Origin of the sequence: Sporosarcina sp. P2 (assembly GCF_002743255.1) — a bacterium.
In the GTDB taxonomy this organism is placed as follows: Bacteria; Bacillota; Bacilli; order Bacillales_A; family Planococcaceae; genus Sporosarcina.
In genome coordinates this window covers 160,437-183,808 of sequence record NZ_PDYY01000003.1, presented here as the reverse complement: position 1 = coordinate 183,808, position 23,372 = coordinate 160,437, and the positions used below count along the sequence as shown (strand labels likewise).

The window sequence follows — 23,372 nt, the reverse complement described above, 5'->3', positions numbered from 1 at the left end:
GATTAAAAAAGGCTAAAGGGGAGATGGATTTATGTCATTGCTCGAGAAACTACAAACAAATGTCCTAACGGCAGATGGTGCAATGGGGACGATTTTATATTCTTACGGAATTGATTACTGTTATGAAGAACTAAATATAGAAAAGCCTGAAATTATAGAGCAAATTCACCAAGACTACATCTCAGCTGGTGCAGATATAATCCAGACTAACACTTACAGTGCGAACGCAATCAAATTAGCTCGCTACGGCTTAGAAAGTCATGTCACGGATTTCAATAAAGCAGCCATTCAAATTGCCAAACGCGCAGCGGCGCCTGGGGGGCAATTTGTACTTGGAACAATAGGTGGCTTGCGAGGTATACGTAAAAGCGATGCGACATTGGATGAAATTGAAAAAGTCGTACTTGAACAAGCCAATGCATTATTAACAGGTGATCCTGATGGTCTCCTATTGGAGACGTATTATGACTTTGAAGAGTTATCATCGGTAGTTACAACATTAAAGAAAATTACGGATGTTCCATTGATTGCACAAGTTTCTATGCATGATCCCGGTGTATTACAGAACGGACTTTCATTAAACGATGCACTTCATCAGCTCGAGTCTCTTGGGGCAGATATCGTAGGCGTTAACTGTCGATTAGGTCCTTACCACACGATTCAAGCATTCGATAATGTGACATTACCAGAGAAAGCATTTTTATCCGCATATCCAAACGCCAGTCTATTAGATGTAGAAGATGGACGTATTGTTTATGAATCAGAGGCAGAATACTTTGGACGCGCTGCTGTATTACTTCGTGATCAAGGCGTTCGATTGATTGGAGGATGTTGCGGGACAACACCTAAGCATATTAAAGCGGCGAAAACACAGTTAGCGCGACTGACACCTATCACGGAAAAGGTCGTACAACCGGCGAAACCTATCGTGATTCATGAAGCGGATCCGGCAAAACATCAACCTCTTCACGAAAAAGCGAAAACAGAGCGTACGGTAATTGTAGAACTAGATACACCGCGCCACTTGGAAACAGAAGATTATATCAAAGGTGCAAATTTGTTATATGACGCGGGAGTTGACGCTATAACAATGGCAGATAATTCACTTGCTTCTCCACGCATCAGCAACATGGCGATGGGCTCGATCGTCAAGATGCAACATAATATCCGCCCGCTTGTACATTTAACGTGTCGCGATCACAATCTCATTGGCTTACAATCACATTTGATGGGGCTTGATGCATTAGGCATTCACGATATCCTAGCCGTGACAGGCGACCCGACAAAGGTTGGGGACTTCCCCGGTGCTACAAGCGTCTACGATGTATCTAGCATGGAGTTATTGCAGTTAATTAAGAAATTGAATGAAGGGATTTCATTCTCCGGTAAGCCATTGCGCAAGAAAGCCAGCTTCTCTATTTCAGCAGCTTTCAATCCGAACGTCCGCGTCATCGATCGTGCTGTACAACGGCTCGAGAAGAAGATTGAAGCGGGTGCAGACTATTTCATTACTCAGCCAGTTTACACGAAAGAAAAGATTATCGATGTATATGAAGCAACAAAACACCTGGATACACCGATCTTTATTGGGATCATGCCATTGACGAATATACGAAATGCAGAGTTCCTGCATCATGAAGTACCGGGTATCAAGCTTTCAGAAGATGTGTTAGAAAGAATGCGGGAATGCGGAGATGACCGTGAAAAATCAACTGAAACAGGGCTTGAAATTGCAAAAGAATTGATAGATACAGCGGCTCAGTATTTTAATGGACTGTATCTCATCACACCATTCCTGCGTTACGATATGACATTAGAGTTGTATGAATATATTAAGAAAATAGACCAGCAGAAGGAGAGGGAATTAACACATGCAGAGACATCCTATTGAAGAACAACTAGATAAAAGAATCCTTATCATTGATGGTGCGATGGGGACGATGCTGCAAGCGGAAGATTTCTCAACGGAAGACTTCGGCGGAGAAGAATACGATGGATGTAATGAATACATGAGTGTGTTACGCCCTGACGTTTTGGAGAAAATTCACGATGAGTATTTAGAAGCCGGTGCTGATATCATTTGTACGAATACATTTGGCGGTACTCCCCTTGTATTGAATGAATTTTCACTTGGTCATCGTGCAGATGAAATTAATGCGAAGTCTGTAGAAATCGCGAAAAAGAGTGCAGCGAAGTTTTCTACACCAGAATGGCCACGTTTTGTCGCGGGGGCGATCGGGCCCACGACAAAGACACTTTCGGTAACGGGCGGTATCACGTTCGATGAACTATCTAATGATTTCTATGTACAGGCAAGAGCGCTTGTAGAAGCAGGCAGTGATTTGATACTGATGGAAACAAGTCAGGATATGCTGAATGTGAAAGCTGGAACAATTGGTATTAAGAAGGCGTTTGAAGAGCTTGGACGCGAAATTCCTATCATGATTTCAGGTACGATCGAACCGATGGGTACAACGCTTGCTGGACAAAGTATAGAAGCATTCTATATTTCTATTGAACACGTCCATCCACTTTCCGTCGGTTTAAACTGTGCGACAGGCCCTGAATTCATGACTGACCATTTGCGTTCATTGTCCGAATTGGCGACAAGCTACGTAACCTGTTATCCAAATGCCGGATTGCCGGATGAAGAAGGACATTATCATGAATCTCCTGAATCATTATCGAAAAAACTGGAAGGCTTCGCTGAAAAAGGTTGGTTGAACATGGTTGGCGGTTGCTGCGGTACAACGCCTGATCACATTCGCGCAATTCGTGAGGTAGTTAAAGATAAGGCTCCACGCAAGATGCCAGAAAATCCCCATGGTCATGCCATTTCAGGGATTGAGCCTTTGCTCTACGACGATACATTACGTCCATTATTAATCGGGGAACGTACAAACGTTATCGGTTCACGTAAATTCAAACAACTAATTGTAGAGGAAAAGTTTGAGGAAGCTGCAGAAATCGCACGTGCACAAGTAAAACGTGGTGCGCATGTATTGGATATTTGTCTTGCGAACCCTGACCGTGATGAATTGTACGATATGACTCGCTTCATGAAAGAAGTCGTAAAAAAAGTCAAAGTTCCTCTCGTCATCGACTCTACTGATGAAAACGTCATTGCAGAGGCCTTGAAATTCTCGCAGGGCAAAGCAATCATCAACTCTATTAACTTAGAAGATGGTGAAGAACGCTTTGATGCCGTACTTCCTTTAGTAAAAAAATATGGAGCGGCCGTAGTTGTAGGAACGATTGATGAAATCGGAATGGCAGTTACGAGAGAACGTAAGCTAGAAGTTGCGTTGCGTTCTTATGATTTACTCGTTAACAAATGGGAGATCCCACCGGAAGATATTATTTTTGATCCACTCGTCTTCCCTGTTGGTACAGGTGACGCACAATACATTGGATCGGCAGTAGAAACAATTGAAGGAATTCGATTAATCAAAGAAAAACTTCCGCGCACTTTAACGACTCTTGGTGTCAGCAACGTATCCTTCGGGTTGCCCCCTGTTGGCCGTGAAGTGTTGAATGCTGTGTACTTGTATCACTGTACACAAGCAGGTCTGGATTATGCGATTGTAAATACAGAGAAGCTTGAGCGCTTTGCTTCGATTCCAGAAGCAGAAATCAAACTGGCGAATGAATTACTGTTTAATACTACAGATGAAACATTGGCGGAGTTTACGGACTTCTATCGTGGTAAGAAAAAAGAGAAATCAGAAGACGATATTCCGAAAACCGTGCCTGATCGTCTTGCGTACTATGTGGTGGAAGGTACAAAAGAAGGCTTAATACCTGATTTGGAAACGGCTTTAAAGACATACGACGCACCACTTGATATCATCAATGGCCCTTTGATGAAAGGAATGGCTGAAGTTGGGCGTCTATTCAATGACAACCAGCTGATCGTAGCGGAAGTTCTTCAAAGTGCTGAAGTCATGAAAGCTTCTGTTTCATACCTTGAACAGTTCATGGAAAAGAAAGAAGACGATAGCGGGAAAGGCAAAATCATTCTAGCAACAGTAAAAGGTGACGTACATGATATCGGAAAAAACCTCGTGGAAATCATCTTAAGTAATAACGGATTTAAAGTCATAGATATCGGTATTAAAGTTACTCCAGCTACATTAATTGAAGTGATTCGTAAAGAAAAACCAGACATTGTAGGACTATCTGGACTTCTCGTAAAGTCTGCCCAGCAAATGGTGTTGACAGCACAGGACTTTAAGGCGGCAGGAATCGACACGCCAGTAATGGTAGGTGGAGCCGCATTAACAAGGCGCTTTACTGAAACGAAAATCGCACCTGAGTATGATGGCCCGGTTATTTTTGCAAAAGATGCGATGCAAGGTCTCGACTTAGCAAACCGTCTACAAAGTAATGACAAAGGAGCGTTACTCGAAGAATTAGCAGATAGTATCGAGAAACGCGAAACCAATGATGCGCTTAAAGCAAGTCGAGGCACGTCAGCAGTTGCAGTGAAGCCACGTCCCGTGAAAACGGTACGCACTGACGTTCCTGTATTCAAACCAACCGATTTACGTAGACGGGTCGTGAAAGATTACTCGGTTGCTCACTTACATCCTTACGTAAATATGCGTACACTTATCGGTCACCACTTAGGTCTACGAGGAAATGTCGATAAAATGCTTGAAAGAAAAGAAGAACGCGCAGTACAACTTCATGAAATGGTAACGGAGTTCTTGAAGTCCGACAAGATGAAAGCTTCCGGTATTTATCAATTCTTCCCTGCCCAGGCAGACGGGGATGACGTGATCATTTATGATCCGGAAGATTCAAAAACTGAAATTGAACGATTTACGTTCCCGCGTCAAGAAAAAGAGCCTTTCCTGTGCTTGGCTGATTACTTGAAAACAGTGCAAAGTGGTGAAATGGATTACGTGGCATTCATGCAAGTGACTGCTGGTAAAGGGGTCCGTGATTATGCAAACAAATTGAAGGAAGAAGGCAAATTCCTTGAAAGCCATGCGTTCCAAGCGACTGCATTGGAGTTGGCAGAAGGCTTCGCTGAACGGATTCACCAAGAAATCCGTGACCAATGGGGATTCCCTGATCCAACAGACTTTACAATGCTCGAACGTTTCGCGGCCAAATACCAAGGCCAACGTTTCTCATTCGGCTACCCAGCTTGTCCAAATCTAGAAGATCAAGCTAAACTCTTCCGCCTCATCAAACCGGAAGACCACGGCGTCGTGCTAACCGAAGAATTCATGATGGAACCAGAAGCATCCGTATCCGCCATCGTATTCGCCCATCCCGACGCAAGATACTTTAACGCATAACCCTAATGCTGATAGCGCCGTTTAGACTCGACAGGCGTTGGAGGAAATACCACAAAGGCGTTCTTTGCCTTTTTGGTAATTCCGAAACGTCCCGAGAGTCTGGCGCTTGAAGCTGGATGAACCTAATGCTGAAAGCGCCGTTTAGACGCGACAGGCGTTTGAGAAAATAAAACAATCCGCCATCTCTGACATACTAGAGATGGCGGATTCTTCATATTAAAAAATGATCAGCGGCATCTTCTACGGCGGTGACAACCTTCGCCACCCCACATACCTCCAGATCCTGGTCCATATCCTGGCCCTCTTCCTGGCATGATAGTAGAGCCCATAACATTTTCCGTAGTTTCTGTGTAGTAGTGCTGTGGCACGCCGACTACGTGGTGTCGATTCACATTCACGATCGGGTGAATAAATGGCATTTCCTGTTTAGTGAAGCAATCGTTAAAGCGATATTGTGGCGGGCAAAAAACGGGTTGAAAACCTTGATGACCATGCATTCCTTGATGATGCTGATGGTGTCCCCATCCCTGCTGACCATGTCCGCCTGACATTCCACAATGTCCTTGATTCATTTCTCCACCTCCTTATACCTTATTACATGCGAGCCAATAATTTTGTTACGGGCTGCCGCCATAGTATAGTGAAAAATAAATAGCAATGATCTTTATCAATAGAGATAAAGATCATTGCTATATTGTTAATAAACTATTTATAACTCACAGCTTCTAGGCGTAGAAGGCTTCTCATAACCTAGACTATTTTCAATTAATTCTAGTTTCTTCACAATAAATTTACACTCATTTAATGCGCCATGGACCGGAGCACCTTCGCCTACCATATTCTCAGAACGTAAAAAGTCAGAGTCACGACGCAACTCCAGCTCAGCTGGATGGATGTATTGACGCTCCATACTTTTTCACTCCTTCTTTTTTTATATGATTCACAAGACAAAGCGAGCTTATTATCTTCTATTATATACTATACACAAACAAATTCACACTATTCTGTTTACTGTGCGTGAGTGAAGTCAAAGCTATGTGGGTATAGTACGATATCATCTATTTTTGAAGGAGAGAGTAACTATGAAACGAGATAGAATTATACTATTTGACGGCGAATGTAACTTCTGTGATGCAAGCGTGCAATTTATCATTAAACGTGACCCGTACAAACACTTTTCATTCGCTTCGTTACAAGACGATGTTGGTAGAAAACTTCGTAAAGACTACCAAATTTCTGATGACGTAGATAGCTTAGTATTGATTGAAAACGGTAAAGCCTATACAAAGTCAGGCGCAGCTTTACGTATAGCCAAAAAACTGGATGGTTTATGGCACTTGGCATTCCTATTCGTAGTCATCCCACCAACAATCCGCGACGTCGTCTACGACTATGTTGCAAAAAACCGATATAAATGGTTCGGTAAAAAGGAATTATCCTGCATGTTGCCTTCACCTGAGGATCGCCAACGTTTTATGGCATGAAGATTTTATCCATGACAAAAATTGAATACAGTAAATAAAAAACTGAAAGCAAGGTCTCATGTGTTGAGAGTTGCTTTCAGTCCTAGCCTTCCTATTCTTTGGAAGGCTTTTTTATGAAGTTAATTCCTTATACTCCCCGTCAGTGAAAGCACGAGATCTGGTTAAGAAACGTTTCCCTTCCACTCCTTCAAGCGAAAACATCCCTCCACGTCCGTCGACTACGTCAATAATCAGTTGTGTATGCTTCCAGTATTCAAACTGGCTCTTCATCATATAGAATGGCATGCCGCCAATATGCCCAAGCAAGATATCCTGATTACCAATAATTAAGTCTCCATCTTCGTAACACATCGGAGAAGATCCATCACAGCAACCGCCAGACTGGTGAAACATCAAAGGGCCGTGCTTATCTTTTAACCATTCTATAAGGGCCAACGCTTTTTCTGTTGCGACTACTCGATCTGGCATAGGAATTCCTCCATTCACTTCGGATCCTCCAGATAGATTCAATCAAAAGAATCCTAGTTTGCTTTCGTCGTAGCTAACTAGCATGTTCTTCGTCTGCTGATAATGTGCCAGCATTTGCAAGTGGTTTTCACGTCCGATTCCTGATGCTTTGTAGCCACCAAATGCAGCGTGTGCGGGATACGCATGATAGCAGTTCGTCCATACACGTCCTGCCTGAATACCACGACCGAAACGATACGCTGTATTCATATCGCGCGTCCATACACCTGAACCTAGTCCATATAATGTGTCATTCGCAATTTCTAGTGCTTCTTCTTTATCTTTGAATGTCGTAACCGCTACTACAGGACCAAAGATCTCTTCTTGGAAGATCCTCATTTTATTATGTCCTTTAAATACAGTCGGTTGCACATAATACCCCTCTGCAAGATCACCTTCAAGTTTGTTTTGCTCACCGCCCGTCAGACATTCTGCACCTTCTTGTTTTCCAATGTCTAAGTAAGAAAGAATTTTCTCTAGTTGTTCAGTGGATGCCTGAGCACCCATCATAACCGTCGGATCCAATGGGTTTCCTACTTTGATCGCTTTAACACGCTCAAGTGCGCGTTCCATGAACTTGTCATAAATGGATTCCTGAATCAACGCACGGGACGGACATGTACAGACCTCACCTTGGTTCAATGCAAACATAACAAAACCTTCAACAGCCTTATCAAGGAATGCATCGTCTTGCGCCATGACATCCTCGAAGAAAATGTTCGGAGATTTCCCGCCCAGTTCCAATGTAACCGGAATCAAGTTTTGAGAAGCGTACTGCATAATTAGACGACCTGTTGTCGTCTCCCCCGTAAAGGCAATTTTGTTGATGCGCGGATTGGATGCTAGTGGTTTTCCTGCTTCCAGCCCGAAACCGTTGACTACATTCAGAACACCTGCTGGTAGTAAGTCTTCGATTAATTCAACCAATACCAAAATGGAGGCAGGTGTTTGCTCAGCTGGTTTTAACACAATACAGTTTCCTGCAGCCAATGCCGGAGCAAGTTTCCATACCGCCATCAGAATCGGGAAGTTCCAAGGGATAATTTGCCCGACGACTCCTAACGGCTCGTGGAAATGGTAGGCTACTGTATCGTTATCAATTTGACTAACTCCGCCTTCTTGCGCACGAATTGCAGAAGCAAAGTATCTAAAATGATCCACTGCAAGCGGAAGATCGGCATTCAATGTTTCACGGACAGCTTTCCCGTTATCCCACGTTTCAGCTACAGCTAGCATTTCCAAGTTCTCTTCAATACGATCCGCTATCTTCAGCAAAATATTCGAACGTTCAGTGACTGATGTTTTTCCCCATGCATCTTTTGCTGCATGAGCTGCATCTAGAGCCAGTTCAATGTCTTCTTCTGTAGATCTGGCTACTTGGGTAAATACCTTACCTGTAACTGGCGTGGAATTATCAAAATACTGGCCTTTTACTGGTGCTATCCACTTGCCACCGATGAAATTATCATAGCGTTCTTTGAACTGAACCTTTGAACCTTGTGTATTCGGATTTGCATAAACTAGATTTTCTGAAGCTTGTACCATACTGCGTCACACTCCCTGTTCTCATTATTTTGCTTGTATCCCAGCGCAATCGTTATGCACACAAAGCTATTATACGAAACATAGTTTCACATTATGCCTGATGTGTACGCTTTTATAAGCTATCTATTATTTTAAACTATTTAGTAAGCGCTTTCAACAAAATGCTATTATAAAACAATGAAGAGGATTTTGAATTTCCAAGCCTACAGGTAAAACACAAAAGAAATAAGTGAAAAATTAGAGAAGTGGAAAAAATATAAGCTAGACGGTAGAGTTGAATTGATAGAAGAATTAATTGGAAAGTTGAACGTCCGAGTCAGAAAGCTTAATTCGGAACGGAGGAGTTTTCAAGAAACGATCATCTAGTAAAGCATAGTTAAATGAACCGCCGCAACTCACTATGGATTGCGGCGGTTCATTGTCAATTACACGTCATATAGCGCCAATAATTATCCCCTAGCACACCCGTCAAATACGCCAATCCTTCACTTTCAGTACGATGCACAGGGCGCCAGTTCTCGCCATCAAGCGATAAATAAATTTCATGATGAGGTGCATCATTGTGATAGCCTACCAGATCTAAGTTACCTTGCTGATCCAAATGAGCTTTCACTTCATAGTGAATAGAGGGTGAAGCGGTTAATGGATTGCCTACATCATGAGTAATTGTAAAATGAACTTCTTTCGATTTCTCCTCCAACCGATCGATTTCTATACCCTCTACAGAAGCATGGGCATGGCGCTTATACCGCTTCAAAGTATTTAAGCCAATTGATGGCCCAGTTGCTTTCGTAAACCGCAGATTGCTGTCTCCTCCGATAAATTCTCCTTCTATATCTACACGCGTGCGGAAGCTTTTTCCTTCAGGGTTGAAGTCCCGATCGTCTCCTGTAAAGTATGGAATCGGCGAAAAAAGATTCGGATTTTTTATAATATCTTCCTTTAAAAAAGTCGTGTAGCGGAACTTCCATTGCTTCACTTCATTTAACTTTTTCCTGTCAGCCACTGGAATGAGTAATCGATCCCGTTGCTTTACTCGCACGGAAAATGTATAGACTTCTTCTGTTGGTTTATTATTAGGATCCGGAGGCATAATCACTTCATACACTTTTGATGCGATTGATTTACTGACATTCATTTTCTGATTGCTATCAATTAATGGGCGCGTTGCCACGACACTATATACTACCGCCTCAGAAGAACTTGTCTCGCGATCAATAAAACGATTATCCGTAATTGTCTCGATGTATTGTCCATTCCGGAAAACATCAAACTTCTCTACATCCTTAATCCACTCCCATGATAGAGCAATTTGTGATGGGGCGGCAATCGTTGTGATCACCAAGCGTTGTAAAGGATGTTCATCTTCCTGTACTTCTGTCAGAGGTGATGTCTGGATAACAATTACATCTCGAACCCGTCCTTCCTCCACTCGTTCCACTGTATATTGAAAAGGATATGACGGATCTAGCTCCCCATCCGTAAACTTTGGAGCCGTTCCTTCATATACTTGTCGGTCATTTTTATAGACACGATAATAACCACCTGTGTCACTCCACGTGAATGATATATCATCCAATGAATGATTCATCTGTTGAATTTCGAATAATTTCTCCATTTGCGATCTGCTCCCTTTTATCTATTTCATCTGAAACAGTTATACGCCTTAAGATAATTATGTAACATTCAGCATATCGTTATACCTTTTCATCTATGCACAATCACTCATTTCCAATTACTTTGATCCTATAATGCCAGTATTATTTTAACCTTTTTCATGTATATGATATAATCAGCCTGTCTAATACATAGCCACCACTAGGGGCGCCTTTTATTGGCTGAGATGCAATTACGCAAACCCTTTGAACCTGATCTAGTACATACTAGCGGAGGAAAGTGGGTAGTTTTCATACCCAACCGCCCACCTATGCATGGGCTTTTTGTATATATACCTTTTTAAGGAGGAAAAGAAACATGCAGCTTATTCAAGAACTTCGTCAAAAGCAACCGCTCGTTCATTGCATGACAAACTTTGTAGTCGCGAATTTCCAGGCAAATGGGTTACTTGCAATAGGCGCTTCTCCCGTTATGGCGGATGCAGTGGAGGAGGCAGAAGACATTGCAAAAATTGCCGCTTGCAGTATTTTAAATATTGGTACATTGAAGCAACAAACAGTAGACGCAATGATTTTGGCGGGAAAAAGTGCCCGCGCAGCAGGAAAACCTGTAGTACTAGATCCAGTTGGTGCAGGTGCTACGGCTTTTCGTAAAGCTAGCGTTCTAAAAGTGCTGGACGAGGTAGATATCACACTGATCCGCTGTAATACAGGGGAACTTGCTGCGATTGCAGATGTTCCATGGGCCGCTAAGGGTGTTGACGCAGGAGAAGGTACTGCCGACATCGTTAGTATAGCGAAAAAGACTGCCCTTAAGTACAACTGTCTCGTGGCGGTTTCAGGCGAAGTCGATTTAGTCACGGACGGCCATTCCACATTATCCATTACGGGCGGCCACCCGATGATGACCACCATAACCGGCACGGGTTGTTTACTCAGTTCTGTCACGGGTGCATTTCTCTCCGTAGGAATGGAACATCCCTTGGAAGCCGTAGCAGATGCACTTTCATTTTATAAACGGGCTGGTGAACAAACTGCAAAAGTTTCACGTGGTCCTGGCGACTTTGCTGTAAACTTCTTAAATACCTTATATACATTGGATAACGAACGGAAAACAATTTCAGTATACTAGACAGGAGGTTTTTCGATTGACAGTACAAGTAGCATTGACCATTGCGGGTTCAGATAGCGGAGGAGGCGCAGGAATTCAGGCCGACTTAAAGACGTTTCAGGAGCTAGGTGTATACGGCACTTCTGCCATAACTGCAGTGACTGCTCAGAACACACACGGTGTTCACAGTGTTTATCCAATACAGACAGATGGAGTAATAGCACAAATTCGTGCAGTACTTGATGATTTTGATGTAAAAGCATGTAAAACTGGGATGCTGTTTTCGGCGGAAATCATTACTGAAGTAGCTGCGCTATTAAAGGAATACCCTCCGTTTCCTTTAGTCATTGACCCTGTCATGATTGCAAAGGGAGGACAGGCTTTATTGCAGCAACAGGCGATTGAAGCATTAAAAGAGCATTTACTACCGCTAGCTACCATTGTCACTCCAAATATTCCTGAAGCGGAAGTGCTAACCGGAATGAAAATACGAACAGACGAAGACATTCGGCAAGCTGCAGCCGCTTTTATCAAAATGGGAGCAAGAGCCGTCGTTATGAAAGGCGGTCACCGCAATGATGTACTGGATGCAAAGGATTATTACGCGGACGAAGAAGGGCAGTCATTCACTGTAACAACACCTTGGATTCAAACCAAAGATACACACGGGACCGGATGCACATTCGCAGCGGCTTTGACGAGTTTTCTGGCTAAGGGCTATTCTTTGACGGATGCAGTTGCCGAAGCGAAGCAATTCATACAGGCCGCGATTGAAAATGGCCTGAAGATTGGTTCAGGGCACGGACCAACCAATCACTGGGCATACAGTGAACTGAAAAAGGAGATGCACTGATGTCAAACATGGAAGTGAGGAAAGCATTAGGCTTATATTTTGTAATGGGTACACCAAACGCTCAGAGTCAGGATCCGTTAGCAATAGTAGAAGCGGCTCTTCGCGGTGGTGTCACATGTTTTCAGTTGCGTGAAAAGGGATCTAATGCGCTTGAAGGCGAGGCTTTGCTCGGATTCGCTAGAAAGTGTCAGGCACTTTGCAGATTGTATCGTGTTCCTTTCATCATTAATGACGATGTGGATTTGGCATTGGCCATTAATGCAGACGGGGTTCATGTAGGACAAGATGATGAACAGGCAGACAGCGTGCGTCAGCGAATTGGTCCGGATAAGTGGCTTGGAGTTTCAACTCACAATGCACATGAGGTACAAATTGCACAATCAATCGGGGCGAATTATGTAGGTCTGGGTCCGATCTATCCGACGTCAACCAAACTCGATGCTTCGGCAGTTGTAGGTACCACTCTAGTAGAAGAAATCCATACTGCGTTCCCTGATATGCCGATCGTCGCTATAGGCGGCATTACACTGGCTACTACAGGCTCTGTTATTCAAGCCGGGGCAGACGGTATAGCTGTGGTCTCCGCTATCGCTTCGGCTAAAGATCCGCAGTATGCAGCAAGCGATTTATCAAACACCATACACTCTTTGTTGGCATGAATAGGGATCGTATGAATACACGGAAAATGATTTTCATGACAATGTTTGTCGCAATTGCAGTTGCCGGCTCTGCATTCGTTTCATTCCCTGCTGGTATCGCCAGAGCGTATCCCATACAGCATACTGTAAATGTTATAGTGGCGATCGTAATGGGTCCGGGGGCCGCTGTCGTGGTAGCGTTTATGACAGGACTCGTACGTATACTGACAGGGACAGGTTCGCTGCTCGCATTTCCTGGCGGGATGATCGGGGCGTTTTTAGCTGGCGTATTATACCGGCGTTTCAAAAAGAATTGGAGTGCAGGCATCGGGGAGATTATCGGTACCGGTTTGATAGCACCATTGTTTGCAGTGCCTTATGCCAAAATCCTGATGGGCACGACCGTAACCGCTTTATTTTTCCTACCCCCTTTTCTTGTATCGACGGTGAGTGGGACAATTATCGGTCTATTATTAGCTCCAAGACTCTTGAAATTAAAGATTTTTAGAGATTTGCAGTAAGACCATGATGTAGGACAAAATGGTGGGCAAGCGTAATGAGGACAAACTTGTGTCCGGGAACGTTGATCAACGATGTCTCCTAGCTTCCAAATCATCTATTCTAAAAAGTAAGATCCGCAGAGAATAGTCTCTGCGGATCATTTGTCGATTTCCCGGGAAATAGGGTGTATTATTTCCTCGTATAATGATAATAACTCTTCATTTCGTCCACAGGCACCATATTTCCGCCCGTTCCCCATACAAGGTGCGTTGCGTTTTTGGAGTCTGCTAACGGTAATGTAGACTTAATAACTTGTACAGGTCCTGTCATACCAGCAAGTGCTGAAGGTTCTAGCCAGATGTCTTCACTATCCGCCAGCTCTTTAAGAAGCGTAAATAATGTCTGATCTTCTACCGTATAGCATCCTGTGAGGAATGGTTCCATCGTTTTTCCTACAAATGCAGAAGCTGTACCGACTGCTAAACCATCAGCCGCAGTTTTATTGTCCAAGCCAAAATCTGCAACCGAGACTTGGTCGTGCATTCCTGTCATCATACCAATCATCATGCACGGTGAGTGTGTCGGTTCAGCAAAGAAGCAATGCACATGATCACCTAAAGCCAATTTTAATCCGAATGCCACACCGCCTGGTCCCCCGCCTACGCCGCAAGGTAAATAGACGAATAGAGGGTGCGCTTCATCGACAGTAATATTCTGCTCTTTCAATTGTGCCGCAACACGTTCCCCTGCCACTGCATATCCCATGAATAAATCCGTAGAGTTTTCATCATCCACAAAATGACAAGACGGATCAGCCTCTGCCTGACGCCGGCCTTCTTCTACTGCTTTACTGTAATCATCGATATACTCCACCACCTGAACGCCTTTGGAGCGCAGTAAATCCTTTTTCCACTGTTTGGCATCGGCTGACATATGCACCGTGACATTGAAGCCAAGCTTTGCACTCATAATACCAATACTCAATCCCAAATTCCCTGTCGAGCCTACAGCAATTTTGTGCTTCGCAAACAACTCTCGGAATCTCGGCGTATCGAATTGGCTGTAGTCTTTTGTAGAATCTAGCAATTGACTATCTACCGCAAGCGTCTCTGCATGCTTCAAAACTTCATAAATACCACCACGAGCCTTGATTGAACCTGAGATCGGCAACGCATTATCCTGTTTTAATAAAAGCTTTCCCGGAATCTGGATAGCATACGCTTTTTCGAGTTCTTGCTTCATCTTTGGAATTGGGGTTAATGGGGATTCAATAATACCTTTATCCGTATCTGGAAAGACTTTCGCCAAATAGGGAGCGAATCTCTCCAGACGTTCGCTGGCGTCCACTATATCAACTTTTGATAAACGTGTCTTCAACAGGCCAGCTGCTACCAATTCGACAGAAGGATTTTTCCATAACACTTCCTTCTGCTCCATCACGCTTTGTAATAAGGGTAGCTTTACAAGCCATTCACTTTGCGTAATCTTATTCACTTATCACTCACTCCCTCGTTATGAATGTACGTCCGTGTAGATTTCACTCGAACCAGCCTTTTTCAGTGAATAACGTAATCGCTTCAATACGATTACGAACTCCAAGTTTATCCAGTATGGTGGAGACATAATTACGGACAGTTCCGGGTGATAAAAACAGTTCAGCCGCAATCTGTTTCGTAGTTTTCCCTTCCGATACCAACTTAAGTACTTGAACTTCCCGCTCAGTCAATGGATTCTTCTCTTCTTCTTTCATATCAAATGCCATATCAATTAATTCAGGTGCATAAATTCGGCGCCCTTCTATAATAGAATGAATCGATTTAACCAACTCTTCAATGGGATTATCTTTCAGCAAATATCCACGAACTCCTGCATTCCGCGCTCGTTCGAAATAACCTGCCCTAGCAAACGTCGTGAGAATAATAATTTGGCATTCCATATCTTGTAGTTCTTCCGCAGCATCCAAGCCGGTTTTAATCGGCATTTCAATATCCATTATACAAATATCTGGCTGAAGACTTTTCACCAAGTCTACAGCCTCCTGACCATTTTTAGCCTTGCCTACTACTTCCATATCTTCTTCCAGGTTCAACAACGACCCTAGTGCACCGAGCAGCATTCCTTGGTCTTCTGCAATTACAATGCGGATCATACGTTACTCCTCCTTTATTTGCTTTAAGACAGCAGGTACCATAATTGTTAGTTGAGTCCCTTTGTCACCTTTAATCGACATTTTACCGTTGACGAACTCCAATCGTTCCTTCATGCCATCAAGCCCATTTCCTGGTAAATTCACGCCATTTTGCGCGATACTAATCCCATTATCGTTTATTCCAATTACAAATGCCTTTTCTGTCTGTTTAAATATAATACAACATTGTTTTGCATAGCTGTGTCTTACTACATTATTGATTGCTTCTTTGAGACACATTACAAGTACGTTTTCAACAATAGGCGACACGTCGGGGAAATTGGGATTACCTTCTATATCCACTTCGATTTCAGCCGCCTTCAGCATTTGTTGGACGCGCACCAGTTCATCTTTAAGCTTCACACGTCGCATACCACTAACAAGATCTCGTACTTCTTTTAATGCCGTACTAGAAATTTGACGTATATCTTGAATTTCTGCTTTTGCCGACTCGATATCCCGATCCATCAATCGAGAAGCTAGGTCACTCTTTAAACCAATCATAGATAACTTTTGTCCAAGTGTATCATGGAGATCCCGTGCAATACGCTCACGCTCTTGAATAATCATCAGTTCTGATATCCGTTCCCTTGCAATTTCCAACTGATCTTGAAGTAAGTCTCGTTTTTGACGATTGTACAAATTAAATGGCAGTAATACTACTCCGATAACCGTGATAATAACAAAGTGTATTTGTGGTAAAAATAATTCGATTTCAAGAAAGAACCCCGCAACGATTGCGGCGATTAAAATCGCAATATGTAATCCGTAAATAACAAAAAAGCCGACTGGTCTTCTGATATGCCCAATAGAGAAAGCAATAAACAGTGACAGATAAACATAGCCAAATAACAATGTCATTACGACCGTAATAACAATTTCAAAACTGATCCACATATACATAAGACCACTTTTTGACTTAGCGGAAAAATAATATGACAGGAAAAATAACACTAATAATATGATACCTATTGTTAAATTAAATGGAGATGCACTTCGTAAAATAAAAAAGAAAGGCAATATACAAAACACAACCCAAGCATAAATACTGAGCCATGGGCTTTTTGGGAAAATACTATACCAACTATACATTTGTTCTCATCACCGTCCTTTCCTTCCATTGTAACAAACATTGACTACACTAGCTCTTTAGAGATATGCGGACAAAATAAAAAGGCGGAGAAGGATTGCTCCTTCTCCTGCCATTTTATGATAAGCGTGTACGTTTTGGTTTTAAATCAATCGACAACTTATCTTTTAGTGAATACCGTTTTGCTTCTTTAAATGTGATAAATTTTTTATTATTTGGATCATACAAGCGGTAACGTAATGATTCCAAACTTGTTTTCAATGTAATCGTTGTAGCTTTTTGCAACGGCGGAGTTAATTCGTGCGCCATTTCCAAGTTATAGTTCGGTACACGTGGTGCCAAGTGGTGTACGTGGTGGAATCCAATATTGCCTGTTGCCCACTGAAGAGCACGTGGCAATTGATAGTATGAACTTCCTTCAACTGCTGCTTTCACATAATCCCAGTCAGATTCCTCTTCAAAATAAGAATCTTCAAATGTATGTTGAATGTAAAACAACCAAATACCAAGAGCACCAGCTGTGAACATCATAGTACCTTGAATTAGCAAGAATGCTTTCCAGCCAACCGCTACGATTAATACTGTATATACTGCAATTAAAATGATGTTGATTAAATACGTATTCAAGCGCTCTTTCTTACGCGCGTCTTTACGGTTAAAACGACCTGAGATTAGCACCAAATATAAAGGTCCAAATCCAAACAAGACAATAGGGTTACGGTAAACACGATAGCTGAAACGCTCGAACTTCGAAGCATTTTTGTACTCTTCAACAGTCATGACCCAGATATCTCCAACACCCCGTTTATCTAAGTTTGAACTAGATGCGTGGTGAATCGAGTGCTCTCTTTTCCATTTTTCGTATGGGAATAATGTCAAGACGCCAGTGATTGTTCCAACAACATTATTCGCTTTCTTATTGCGGAAGAATGAACCGTGCGTGCAGTCATGGAAGATGATGAATGTGCGAACTACAAAGAACGCTGCAACGATTGCCAACGCAATCGTTAATGTGACAGATACACTTAAGCTTTGGTAAGCCAGGAACCATAATATAAATATTGGTGGAATTGTATTGATCATCTGAACGATACTCTTTTTCAAATCAGACTTCGCAAAAGGTGCGACGTCTTTGTGCAGTTGCTTCGTTTGTTCTTTACTCATGTTTGAATTTCCCTCCTATTGGGTTTGCTAGTACATTAAGAATAACTTGTATACAGCAGGAGAGGTAGACTTAGATGTCATGACTTTGAGATGACAAATGTCATATGTTTTGAGACAGGCCCAACCATACACGATACATGAGTTAGATCATTATATAACTTTGTGTTGGGTGCTAAAGTTAGATAGTATCCGCTTTTTTGACCTTCCGACATTTATCCCCACGTATTTCTACATTTCGCTGTACATTTTTTTTATAATCGTTCACAATATACAATAATAGAAAGGAATGTATACCGTGCGTGAATTATCACTTCGTTTATTATCCGTTTGGATTATTTGTATTCTATTTACCGGATTTTTCGCTTATATTGCACGATCGATTCATTTGCAAACGATCTCGAGTTTTGATGAACCTATAATAGACTTTGTACAAAGTGCAGAATCCAAGGGACTAACATCTTTGATGAAACTATTTACTACCATTGGTTCCACAACATCGGTTGCTCTACTAGCCATACTGACACTTAGCGTTCTTTTATGGAAGAAACACCGTGCCCAAGCAGTACTATTTGCTATAGCACTAGCTGGGACTGGCATTCTTAATCAAGTACTCAAATTCATCTTCAAACGGGAACGCCCTAACTTTCATCGTCTGATCGACATTGGCGGGTATAGCTTTCCTAGTGGACATACGATGATGGCATTCAGCCTCTATACAATAATCGCTTATATCGTATGGAGAAATCTAAAGACTGCAGGAAGCCGAATTGCTATTACGATTCTTGCGGTTTTTATGATTATGATGATTGCAGTCAGTAGAATCTATTTAGGCGTTCATTTCCCAAGTGATATTGTCGGTGGCGCGCTCGCCAGTTCAGTGTTTTTATTTGGAGTTATTTTAATCTACCAGAGATTTCAACGTCAAAAATAGGGTGAAATCACGATGTAATACAGGGCTATCATAATAAAGAAAGTGGTTATGTGTATGTGGAAGGATTTTAAGGCATTCGCATTTAAAGGAAATATTTTTGATTTGGCAATCGGTGTCGTAATTGGTGCAGCTTTCGGAACAATCGTTTCTTCTTTAGTTGAAAATATTATGACACCACTCATCGGGATTTTATTAGGTGGTCTGGACTTTTCTTCATTGAGCTATACAATTGGCGATGCTAAAATTAAATATGGTCTATTTATTCAATCTATCATTGACTTCTTGATTGTAGCAGGTTCCATTTTCGTCTTCTTACGAGTACTTATGAAGTTGAAAATGAAGCCGGCAGAGATAGTTGAAGAAGAACCGGAAGAAAAACCATTAGATATAAAAGAAGAATTACTTACTGAAATTCGTGATTTATTAAAGAGCGAACGATAAAATAGCGAACACTCGCTCAATTGGTCGTACAGCCGCCACAGTTGTCTTACAAAGTCCATTGCAACGCGTCTGTCAAGGTGTTACAATTATAGGCAGGATACTGATCAAAGGAGTGGATATTCATGTGGTTCGTCTATATCATGTATGCATTGTTTGCATTTATTCTGGGTGGAACAGTACTTGGACTAGTCCGTACGTTTAGCAGTAATAACTAATACAACATAACAGCAGTGAATGAGTGGGCTCTGGCCTTTTCATCCACTGCTGTTTTTATATACACTAAAATCAACTCTTTCTATTCCAGCGTATAAATCGTTTAGTACACTTTGAAAAAAATAACAAGTTGATTACCTTAAATAAAAAGCGCAAGGCAGAAACGAGAAATCCGTCTCACCTCACGCTACTATTAATATTTCATCAATCTCCGCTGTTTACGAAGTTCACGTCGTGCAGGGGCTGTATCAAAAAGGCGCTTTTCTAACTCTGTTTCAGGATACACTTCTGCCACTGGTATCGGACAATTTGTGTCATCTACCGCAACCATCGTACAGAATGACTCCGTCGTCAACTTCACTTCACCTGTAACTAAGTTTTTGGAATGAACGGAAATAAACACTTCCATAGATGTGCGACCAACGGAAGTAACCACCGCTTCCAGTTCAATGACATCGCCAAGCAAGGCTGGCGAAACGAAATCGACCGAGTCGATCGAGGCCGTGACGGCAGCTCTAGTACCCGCGTGTTTCATAGCTGAAATAGCTGCGATCTCGTCTATATAGGAAAGGACTTTCCCTCCAAAAATTGATTCAATATGGTTCGTGTCCGGCGGTAGGACCAGCTTACTTTGGATCGTTCTTGACTCGCTCATAGGTTTTCGTTCCGACATTGCGACATCTCCCTTTTTAGTACGCTCTTTTCAGTATACATAAAAGAAGGGAGTGAACGCCAATACTTGCTTGATGTATTGCATAGACGATCAGATAATTCTACGCACACTACACACATTTTTAGCATATGCGGATTTTCTCAGTTCGATTTGTTCAATTAATTTTCCAGTTGAAGGTGCGTGTAGTATTTTCCCGTTGCCCACATACATCGCTACATGATGAATACGCTGCTCTTCATTCTTGAAAAAGATTAAATCACCTTTCTGCCAATCTGCAGTGTCGAGCGAGATCGGTCTGCCTTCTTCTGCCTGATCCACTGCATCACGCGGCAAACAAATTCCACATGCTTCCCATATAGTACGGATGAATCCTGAACAATCAAAGCCCCAGGCGGATAACCCCCCCCATAAATAGGGTAAACCAATGAAGCGTCTTCCTATAGTAAGCGGACGGTGAATAGATTCTTCCCCCACACGCTCGACATCAGATGCATTTAACAGTTTCCATCCATGCGGGGTCCAGACGCGGATCTTCTTGCCACGTCTTTCTGCAATAGGAAAAATGGTATTGAAAGAAACACGTAAAAAGAATGTACCTGATTCATCAAACAAAGCTGCCTTTGGGTTAGTCACTCTGACAAACTCTTCCGTCTGTATTCGTTTCTTCATGGAAAGTTGAACAAGCGGCACCCAGCCAGGATAGCCTCGCGGATCTTTGCGGGTCGGCTGGGAGCTAGCAATTATACGCGCCCAGTCACCAACCACTTCTTCAACAATCACAGATTCACCGTATAATAACTGCGTTTGAATTTGATTATTGTCACTTAGCGCTAAACGTTCTTCATAAGATAACTGGGAAAGCCATCTATCGATTTGCACAGGGTGATTTAAAGCAGGGAGATCGGCCACACGAGGAGAATCGGGATCGGTCCATACTGTTGCAACACTTACCGCGCACATCCATTTCTCATTCACATGCATGCTCCTTCACCCATTGCATCATCCGTTTCGAATCAAAACCTAGTCCTGACTCCTTACTAAATTCCATATGCGATCCGTGATAGCGCACGCCACCCGCAGAAAATTCTCCTGCCAATAATAGCGGGGCGTCTAAATCCACTCGCGTTATATTTGGTTGACTCGCTGCTATGTGGGCAGCTGCCGTCACGCCAATTGCTGTCTCCATCATACTTCCGACCATACACTCTATCCCATTTACTTCAGCTAATGCATTGATTTTCAAGGCTTCTCGGATTCCCCCCGACTTCATCAATTTGATATTCAGCACATCCACTGCGCGCATCCCCAGCAACTTTTTTGCATCTTTTGCTGAAAATAATGATTCATCTGCCATGATTGGCGTGCTTGTCTGTCTTGTCACGTCTCTCAAGCCTTCTACATCATATGCGGCAACTGGCTGTTCTATTAATTCCAAATCAACTCCGTCATCTTCCAACTGGCGAATAAGGCGTATAGCTTCTTTTGGTTTCCAGCCTTGATTGGCATCGAGGCGAATCGTGATACCTTGGCCGACGGTTTGACGAATAGCATGAATCCTTTCTCTTTCCTGTTGGAAATTACCTGTACCGACTTTCACTTTTAACGTATCGAAACCCTTGGCAACATGTTCTGCTGCTTCCTTGGCCATCTCAGTAGGTTTTCCGACACTGACCGTGAAATCTGTTTTTAGGCTTTGATGGTAGCCACCTAACATTTGTACTAAAGGTAAACCGCAAAGCTGCCCGAATAAATCATGTACCGCCATGTCAACTGCAGCCTTTGCACTCGTATTCCCTATAATCGCTTGTTGTATTCTTTCATATAATACTTCACGCTGTATGATATCTTGGCCAATCAATAGGGGTGCAAACACCTCGTCAATAACATAACGAATGCTGCCGATGGAATCACCGGTTATGACATGCGTTGGCACCGCTTCCCCCCAGCCGATTAGGCCGTCGTCAGTTGTTATTTTGATGATGACCGATTGCACGGCATGAACAGTTCGCAATGCCGTAACAAACGGTTTACGTAATAGAGATGACACGAGGAATGTTTCCACCGTGCGAATTTGCAATTACTCCACTCCCGGTAAGATAGTTAGCGTCTTGCTATTTGCATCCAAACGTCCTTTCACGCCAAATGGAATTGCGATATTCGGTTCACAATGACCAATACGGAATCCTTTTACAACAGGCTGATCAAATTTTCCGAAGTAATGTTCAAACACTTCATCCATTGTGAGTGAATCATTTGGCTTGCTCGGTGTCGCTTTAGCGAAATCACCTATCACGATACCTGCTGCTTCTCGAAGCTTACCTGCTAGACGTAATTGATTGAGTAGACGATCCACTTTATAAGGCTCTTCACCGACATCCTCAATTACAAGCAATCGATTATTCGTCTTAATCTCAAACTCACTACCTAGACTGTTGACTAGTTGCGTCAAATTACCACCGACCACTTCACCTTCCGCAACGCCACCTACAAGTGTTTCAAGTGGCGAGATTGCTTCGGAATAATGAATTTCTACTGGCGTAAATAATTGCCCGAACATTTTGCCCGACATCTCATGAAACTCATCTTGTGCGACACATGATGCAAGCATCGGTCCATGGAATGTAACGAGTCCAGCTCCTTGACGAATCGCGGTATGTAGATACGTAATATCACTGAACCCCCAAAACACTTTCGGATGGTCGTGGATTAAATCAAGATCCAGTTGCTCTGCGTAGCGTGCCGAGCCGTAACCACCACCTGCGCAAAGAATTCCCTTCACTTCAGGATCTTTAAACATCTCGTGCAAGTCAGAGAGCCGTTCCTCATCAGCCCCTGCCAAATAACCATTTTTCTTATACACAGATTGTCCTATTTTATAGCGCAGACCCAATTGCTCCAAAAATTGAAATGAACGCTCCAATACTTCACGTTCTACGGGACTAGCAGGTGCCACGATCCCAATTACATCACCCTGTACTAAATGTGCTGGACGAATCATTCTACTCATCACCCTTTCTACGTCCTACTTTATCATATTCAAGAAACTCCATCGTCATCACGAGATTTCGAATACAATGGAAATAGATTGTGGGTAATTTTTAAGTTATC

22 protein-coding genes and 1 riboswitch are annotated in these 23,372 nt (G+C 42.7%); of the genes, 9 read left to right on the top strand and 13 right to left on the bottom strand.

The window, feature by feature from the left end:
- The first annotated feature begins 31 nt into the window (after positions 1 to 31).
- Positions 32 to 1,891: a bifunctional homocysteine S-methyltransferase/methylenetetrahydrofolate reductase gene (locus tag CSV67_RS04890; RefSeq protein WP_099630508.1), complete on the top strand. Its 1,860-nt coding sequence runs from the start codon at positions 32 to 34 to the stop codon at positions 1,889 to 1,891.
- Entirely contained in the window at positions 1,872 to 5,309 is a 3,438-nt protein-coding gene (metH, locus tag CSV67_RS04885) for a methionine synthase (RefSeq protein WP_099630507.1), read from the top strand. The genes CSV67_RS04890 and metH overlap by 20 nt, the downstream gene beginning before the upstream one ends.
- A gap of 227 nt (positions 5,310 to 5,536) precedes the next feature.
- Here the strand turns inward: metH and CSV67_RS16785 are convergent, their stop codons facing one another.
- Positions 5,537 to 5,881, bottom strand: a complete 345-nt coding sequence (locus CSV67_RS16785; RefSeq protein ID WP_199173134.1) for a hypothetical protein — start codon at positions 5,879 to 5,881, stop codon at positions 5,537 to 5,539.
- Between the two features lie 137 nt (positions 5,882 to 6,018).
- Positions 6,019 to 6,219 (bottom strand): hypothetical protein, encoded by a 201-nt coding sequence (locus CSV67_RS04875; RefSeq protein WP_099630506.1) that lies wholly within the window; start codon positions 6,217 to 6,219, stop codon positions 6,019 to 6,021.
- A 172-nt stretch (positions 6,220 to 6,391) separates the two neighbouring features.
- On the opposite strand from CSV67_RS04875, the gene CSV67_RS04870 reads away from it, so the two are divergent.
- The gene (locus tag CSV67_RS04870; protein WP_099630505.1) at positions 6,392 to 6,793 is read left to right on the top strand and encodes a thiol-disulfide oxidoreductase DCC family protein; all 402 of its coding nucleotides are present in this window, start codon (positions 6,392 to 6,394) and stop codon (positions 6,791 to 6,793) included.
- 111 nt (positions 6,794 to 6,904) lie between these two features.
- Here the strand turns inward: CSV67_RS04870 and CSV67_RS04865 are convergent, their stop codons facing one another.
- The 3 genes from CSV67_RS04865 to CSV67_RS04855 form a co-directional block, all read right to left on the bottom strand.
- Positions 6,905 to 7,261 carry a DUF779 domain-containing protein gene (locus tag CSV67_RS04865; protein ID WP_099630595.1) on the bottom strand — a complete coding sequence of 119 codons (357 nt, stop codon included), beginning with the start codon at positions 7,259 to 7,261 and terminating at the stop codon, positions 6,905 to 6,907.
- Positions 7,262 to 7,303: 42 nt separating this feature from the next.
- Complete coding sequence (adh, locus tag CSV67_RS04860; RefSeq protein WP_099630504.1) at positions 7,304 to 8,845, bottom strand: aldehyde dehydrogenase; 1,542 nt, start codon at positions 8,843 to 8,845, stop codon at positions 7,304 to 7,306.
- Between the two features lie 421 nt (positions 8,846 to 9,266).
- Positions 9,267 to 10,463, bottom strand: a complete 1,197-nt coding sequence (locus tag CSV67_RS04855; RefSeq protein WP_099630503.1) for a DUF3238 domain-containing protein — start codon at positions 10,461 to 10,463, stop codon at positions 9,267 to 9,269.
- Between the two features lie 192 nt (positions 10,464 to 10,655).
- Positions 10,656 to 10,757, top strand: a riboswitch (TPP riboswitch).
- A gap of 62 nt (positions 10,758 to 10,819) precedes the next feature.
- Here CSV67_RS04855 and thiM point away from each other — a divergent pair.
- The 4 genes from thiM to thiW are packed head-to-tail and all read left to right on the top strand — an operon-like array spanning position 10,820 to position 13,584.
- A complete protein-coding gene (gene thiM, locus CSV67_RS04850) occupies positions 10,820 to 11,593 on the top strand; it encodes a hydroxyethylthiazole kinase (protein ID WP_099630502.1) in 774 nt (257 codons plus the stop codon).
- Between the two features lie 16 nt (positions 11,594 to 11,609).
- On the top strand, positions 11,610 to 12,425 hold the full coding sequence (gene thiD / locus CSV67_RS04845; protein WP_099630501.1) for a bifunctional hydroxymethylpyrimidine kinase/phosphomethylpyrimidine kinase: 816 nt from the start codon (positions 11,610 to 11,612) through the stop codon (positions 12,423 to 12,425).
- On the top strand, positions 12,425 to 13,084 hold the full coding sequence (gene thiE, locus CSV67_RS04840; protein WP_099630500.1) for a thiamine phosphate synthase: 660 nt from the start codon (positions 12,425 to 12,427) through the stop codon (positions 13,082 to 13,084). Before thiD ends, thiE begins: the two co-directional genes overlap by 1 nt.
- Positions 13,085 to 13,095: 11 nt before the next feature.
- Positions 13,096 to 13,584, top strand: a complete 489-nt coding sequence (gene thiW / locus CSV67_RS04835) for an energy coupling factor transporter S component ThiW (RefSeq protein WP_099630499.1) — start codon at positions 13,096 to 13,098, stop codon at positions 13,582 to 13,584.
- Between the two features lie 169 nt (positions 13,585 to 13,753).
- Here the strand turns inward: thiW and CSV67_RS04830 are convergent, their stop codons facing one another.
- From CSV67_RS04830 to desA, 4 genes are all read right to left on the bottom strand, one after another.
- On the bottom strand, positions 13,754 to 15,058 hold the full coding sequence (locus tag CSV67_RS04830) for a D-serine ammonia-lyase (protein ID WP_099630498.1): 1,305 nt from the start codon (positions 15,056 to 15,058) through the stop codon (positions 13,754 to 13,756).
- Positions 15,059 to 15,101: 43 nt separating this feature from the next.
- On the bottom strand, positions 15,102 to 15,713 hold the full coding sequence (locus CSV67_RS04825; RefSeq protein ID WP_099630497.1) for a response regulator transcription factor: 612 nt from the start codon (positions 15,711 to 15,713) through the stop codon (positions 15,102 to 15,104).
- A 3-nt stretch (positions 15,714 to 15,716) separates the two neighbouring features.
- On the bottom strand, positions 15,717 to 16,844 hold the full coding sequence (locus CSV67_RS04820) for a sensor histidine kinase (protein ID WP_099630496.1): 1,128 nt from the start codon (positions 16,842 to 16,844) through the stop codon (positions 15,717 to 15,719).
- A gap of 115 nt (positions 16,845 to 16,959) precedes the next feature.
- Positions 16,960 to 18,006, bottom strand: a complete 1,047-nt coding sequence (desA, locus tag CSV67_RS04815) for a Delta(5) desaturase DesA (protein ID WP_099630495.1) — start codon at positions 18,004 to 18,006, stop codon at positions 16,960 to 16,962.
- 295 nt (positions 18,007 to 18,301) lie between these two features.
- Here desA and CSV67_RS04810 point away from each other — a divergent pair, with 295 nt between their 5' ends.
- Positions 18,302 to 18,937 (top strand): phosphatase PAP2 family protein, encoded by a 636-nt coding sequence (locus CSV67_RS04810; RefSeq protein WP_158232885.1) that lies wholly within the window; start codon positions 18,302 to 18,304, stop codon positions 18,935 to 18,937.
- Between the two features lie 54 nt (positions 18,938 to 18,991).
- Entirely contained in the window at positions 18,992 to 19,378 is a 387-nt protein-coding gene (gene mscL / locus CSV67_RS04805) for a large conductance mechanosensitive channel protein MscL (RefSeq protein WP_099630493.1), read from the top strand.
- Positions 19,379 to 19,784: 406 nt separating this feature from the next.
- On the opposite strand, the gene CSV67_RS04800 is transcribed toward mscL, so the two are convergent.
- The 4 genes from CSV67_RS04800 to CSV67_RS04785 all read right to left on the bottom strand — a co-directional run bounded on the left by CSV67_RS04800 (position 19,785) and on the right by CSV67_RS04785 (position 23,271).
- The gene (locus CSV67_RS04800) at positions 19,785 to 20,264 is read right to left on the bottom strand and encodes an acyl-CoA thioesterase (protein ID WP_099630492.1); all 480 of its coding nucleotides are present in this window, start codon (positions 20,262 to 20,264) and stop codon (positions 19,785 to 19,787) included.
- Positions 20,265 to 20,354: 90 nt separating this feature from the next.
- The gene (locus CSV67_RS04795; RefSeq protein ID WP_158232046.1) at positions 20,355 to 21,239 is read right to left on the bottom strand and encodes a C40 family peptidase; all 885 of its coding nucleotides are present in this window, start codon (positions 21,237 to 21,239) and stop codon (positions 20,355 to 20,357) included.
- A complete protein-coding gene (locus tag CSV67_RS04790) occupies positions 21,232 to 22,341 on the bottom strand; it encodes a mandelate racemase/muconate lactonizing enzyme family protein (protein ID WP_099630490.1) in 1,110 nt (369 codons plus the stop codon). Before CSV67_RS04790 ends, CSV67_RS04795 begins: the two co-directional genes overlap by 8 nt.
- A complete protein-coding gene (locus tag CSV67_RS04785; RefSeq protein ID WP_099630594.1) occupies positions 22,342 to 23,271 on the bottom strand; it encodes a S66 peptidase family protein in 930 nt (309 codons plus the stop codon).
- Positions 23,272 to 23,372 lie beyond the last annotated feature (101 nt).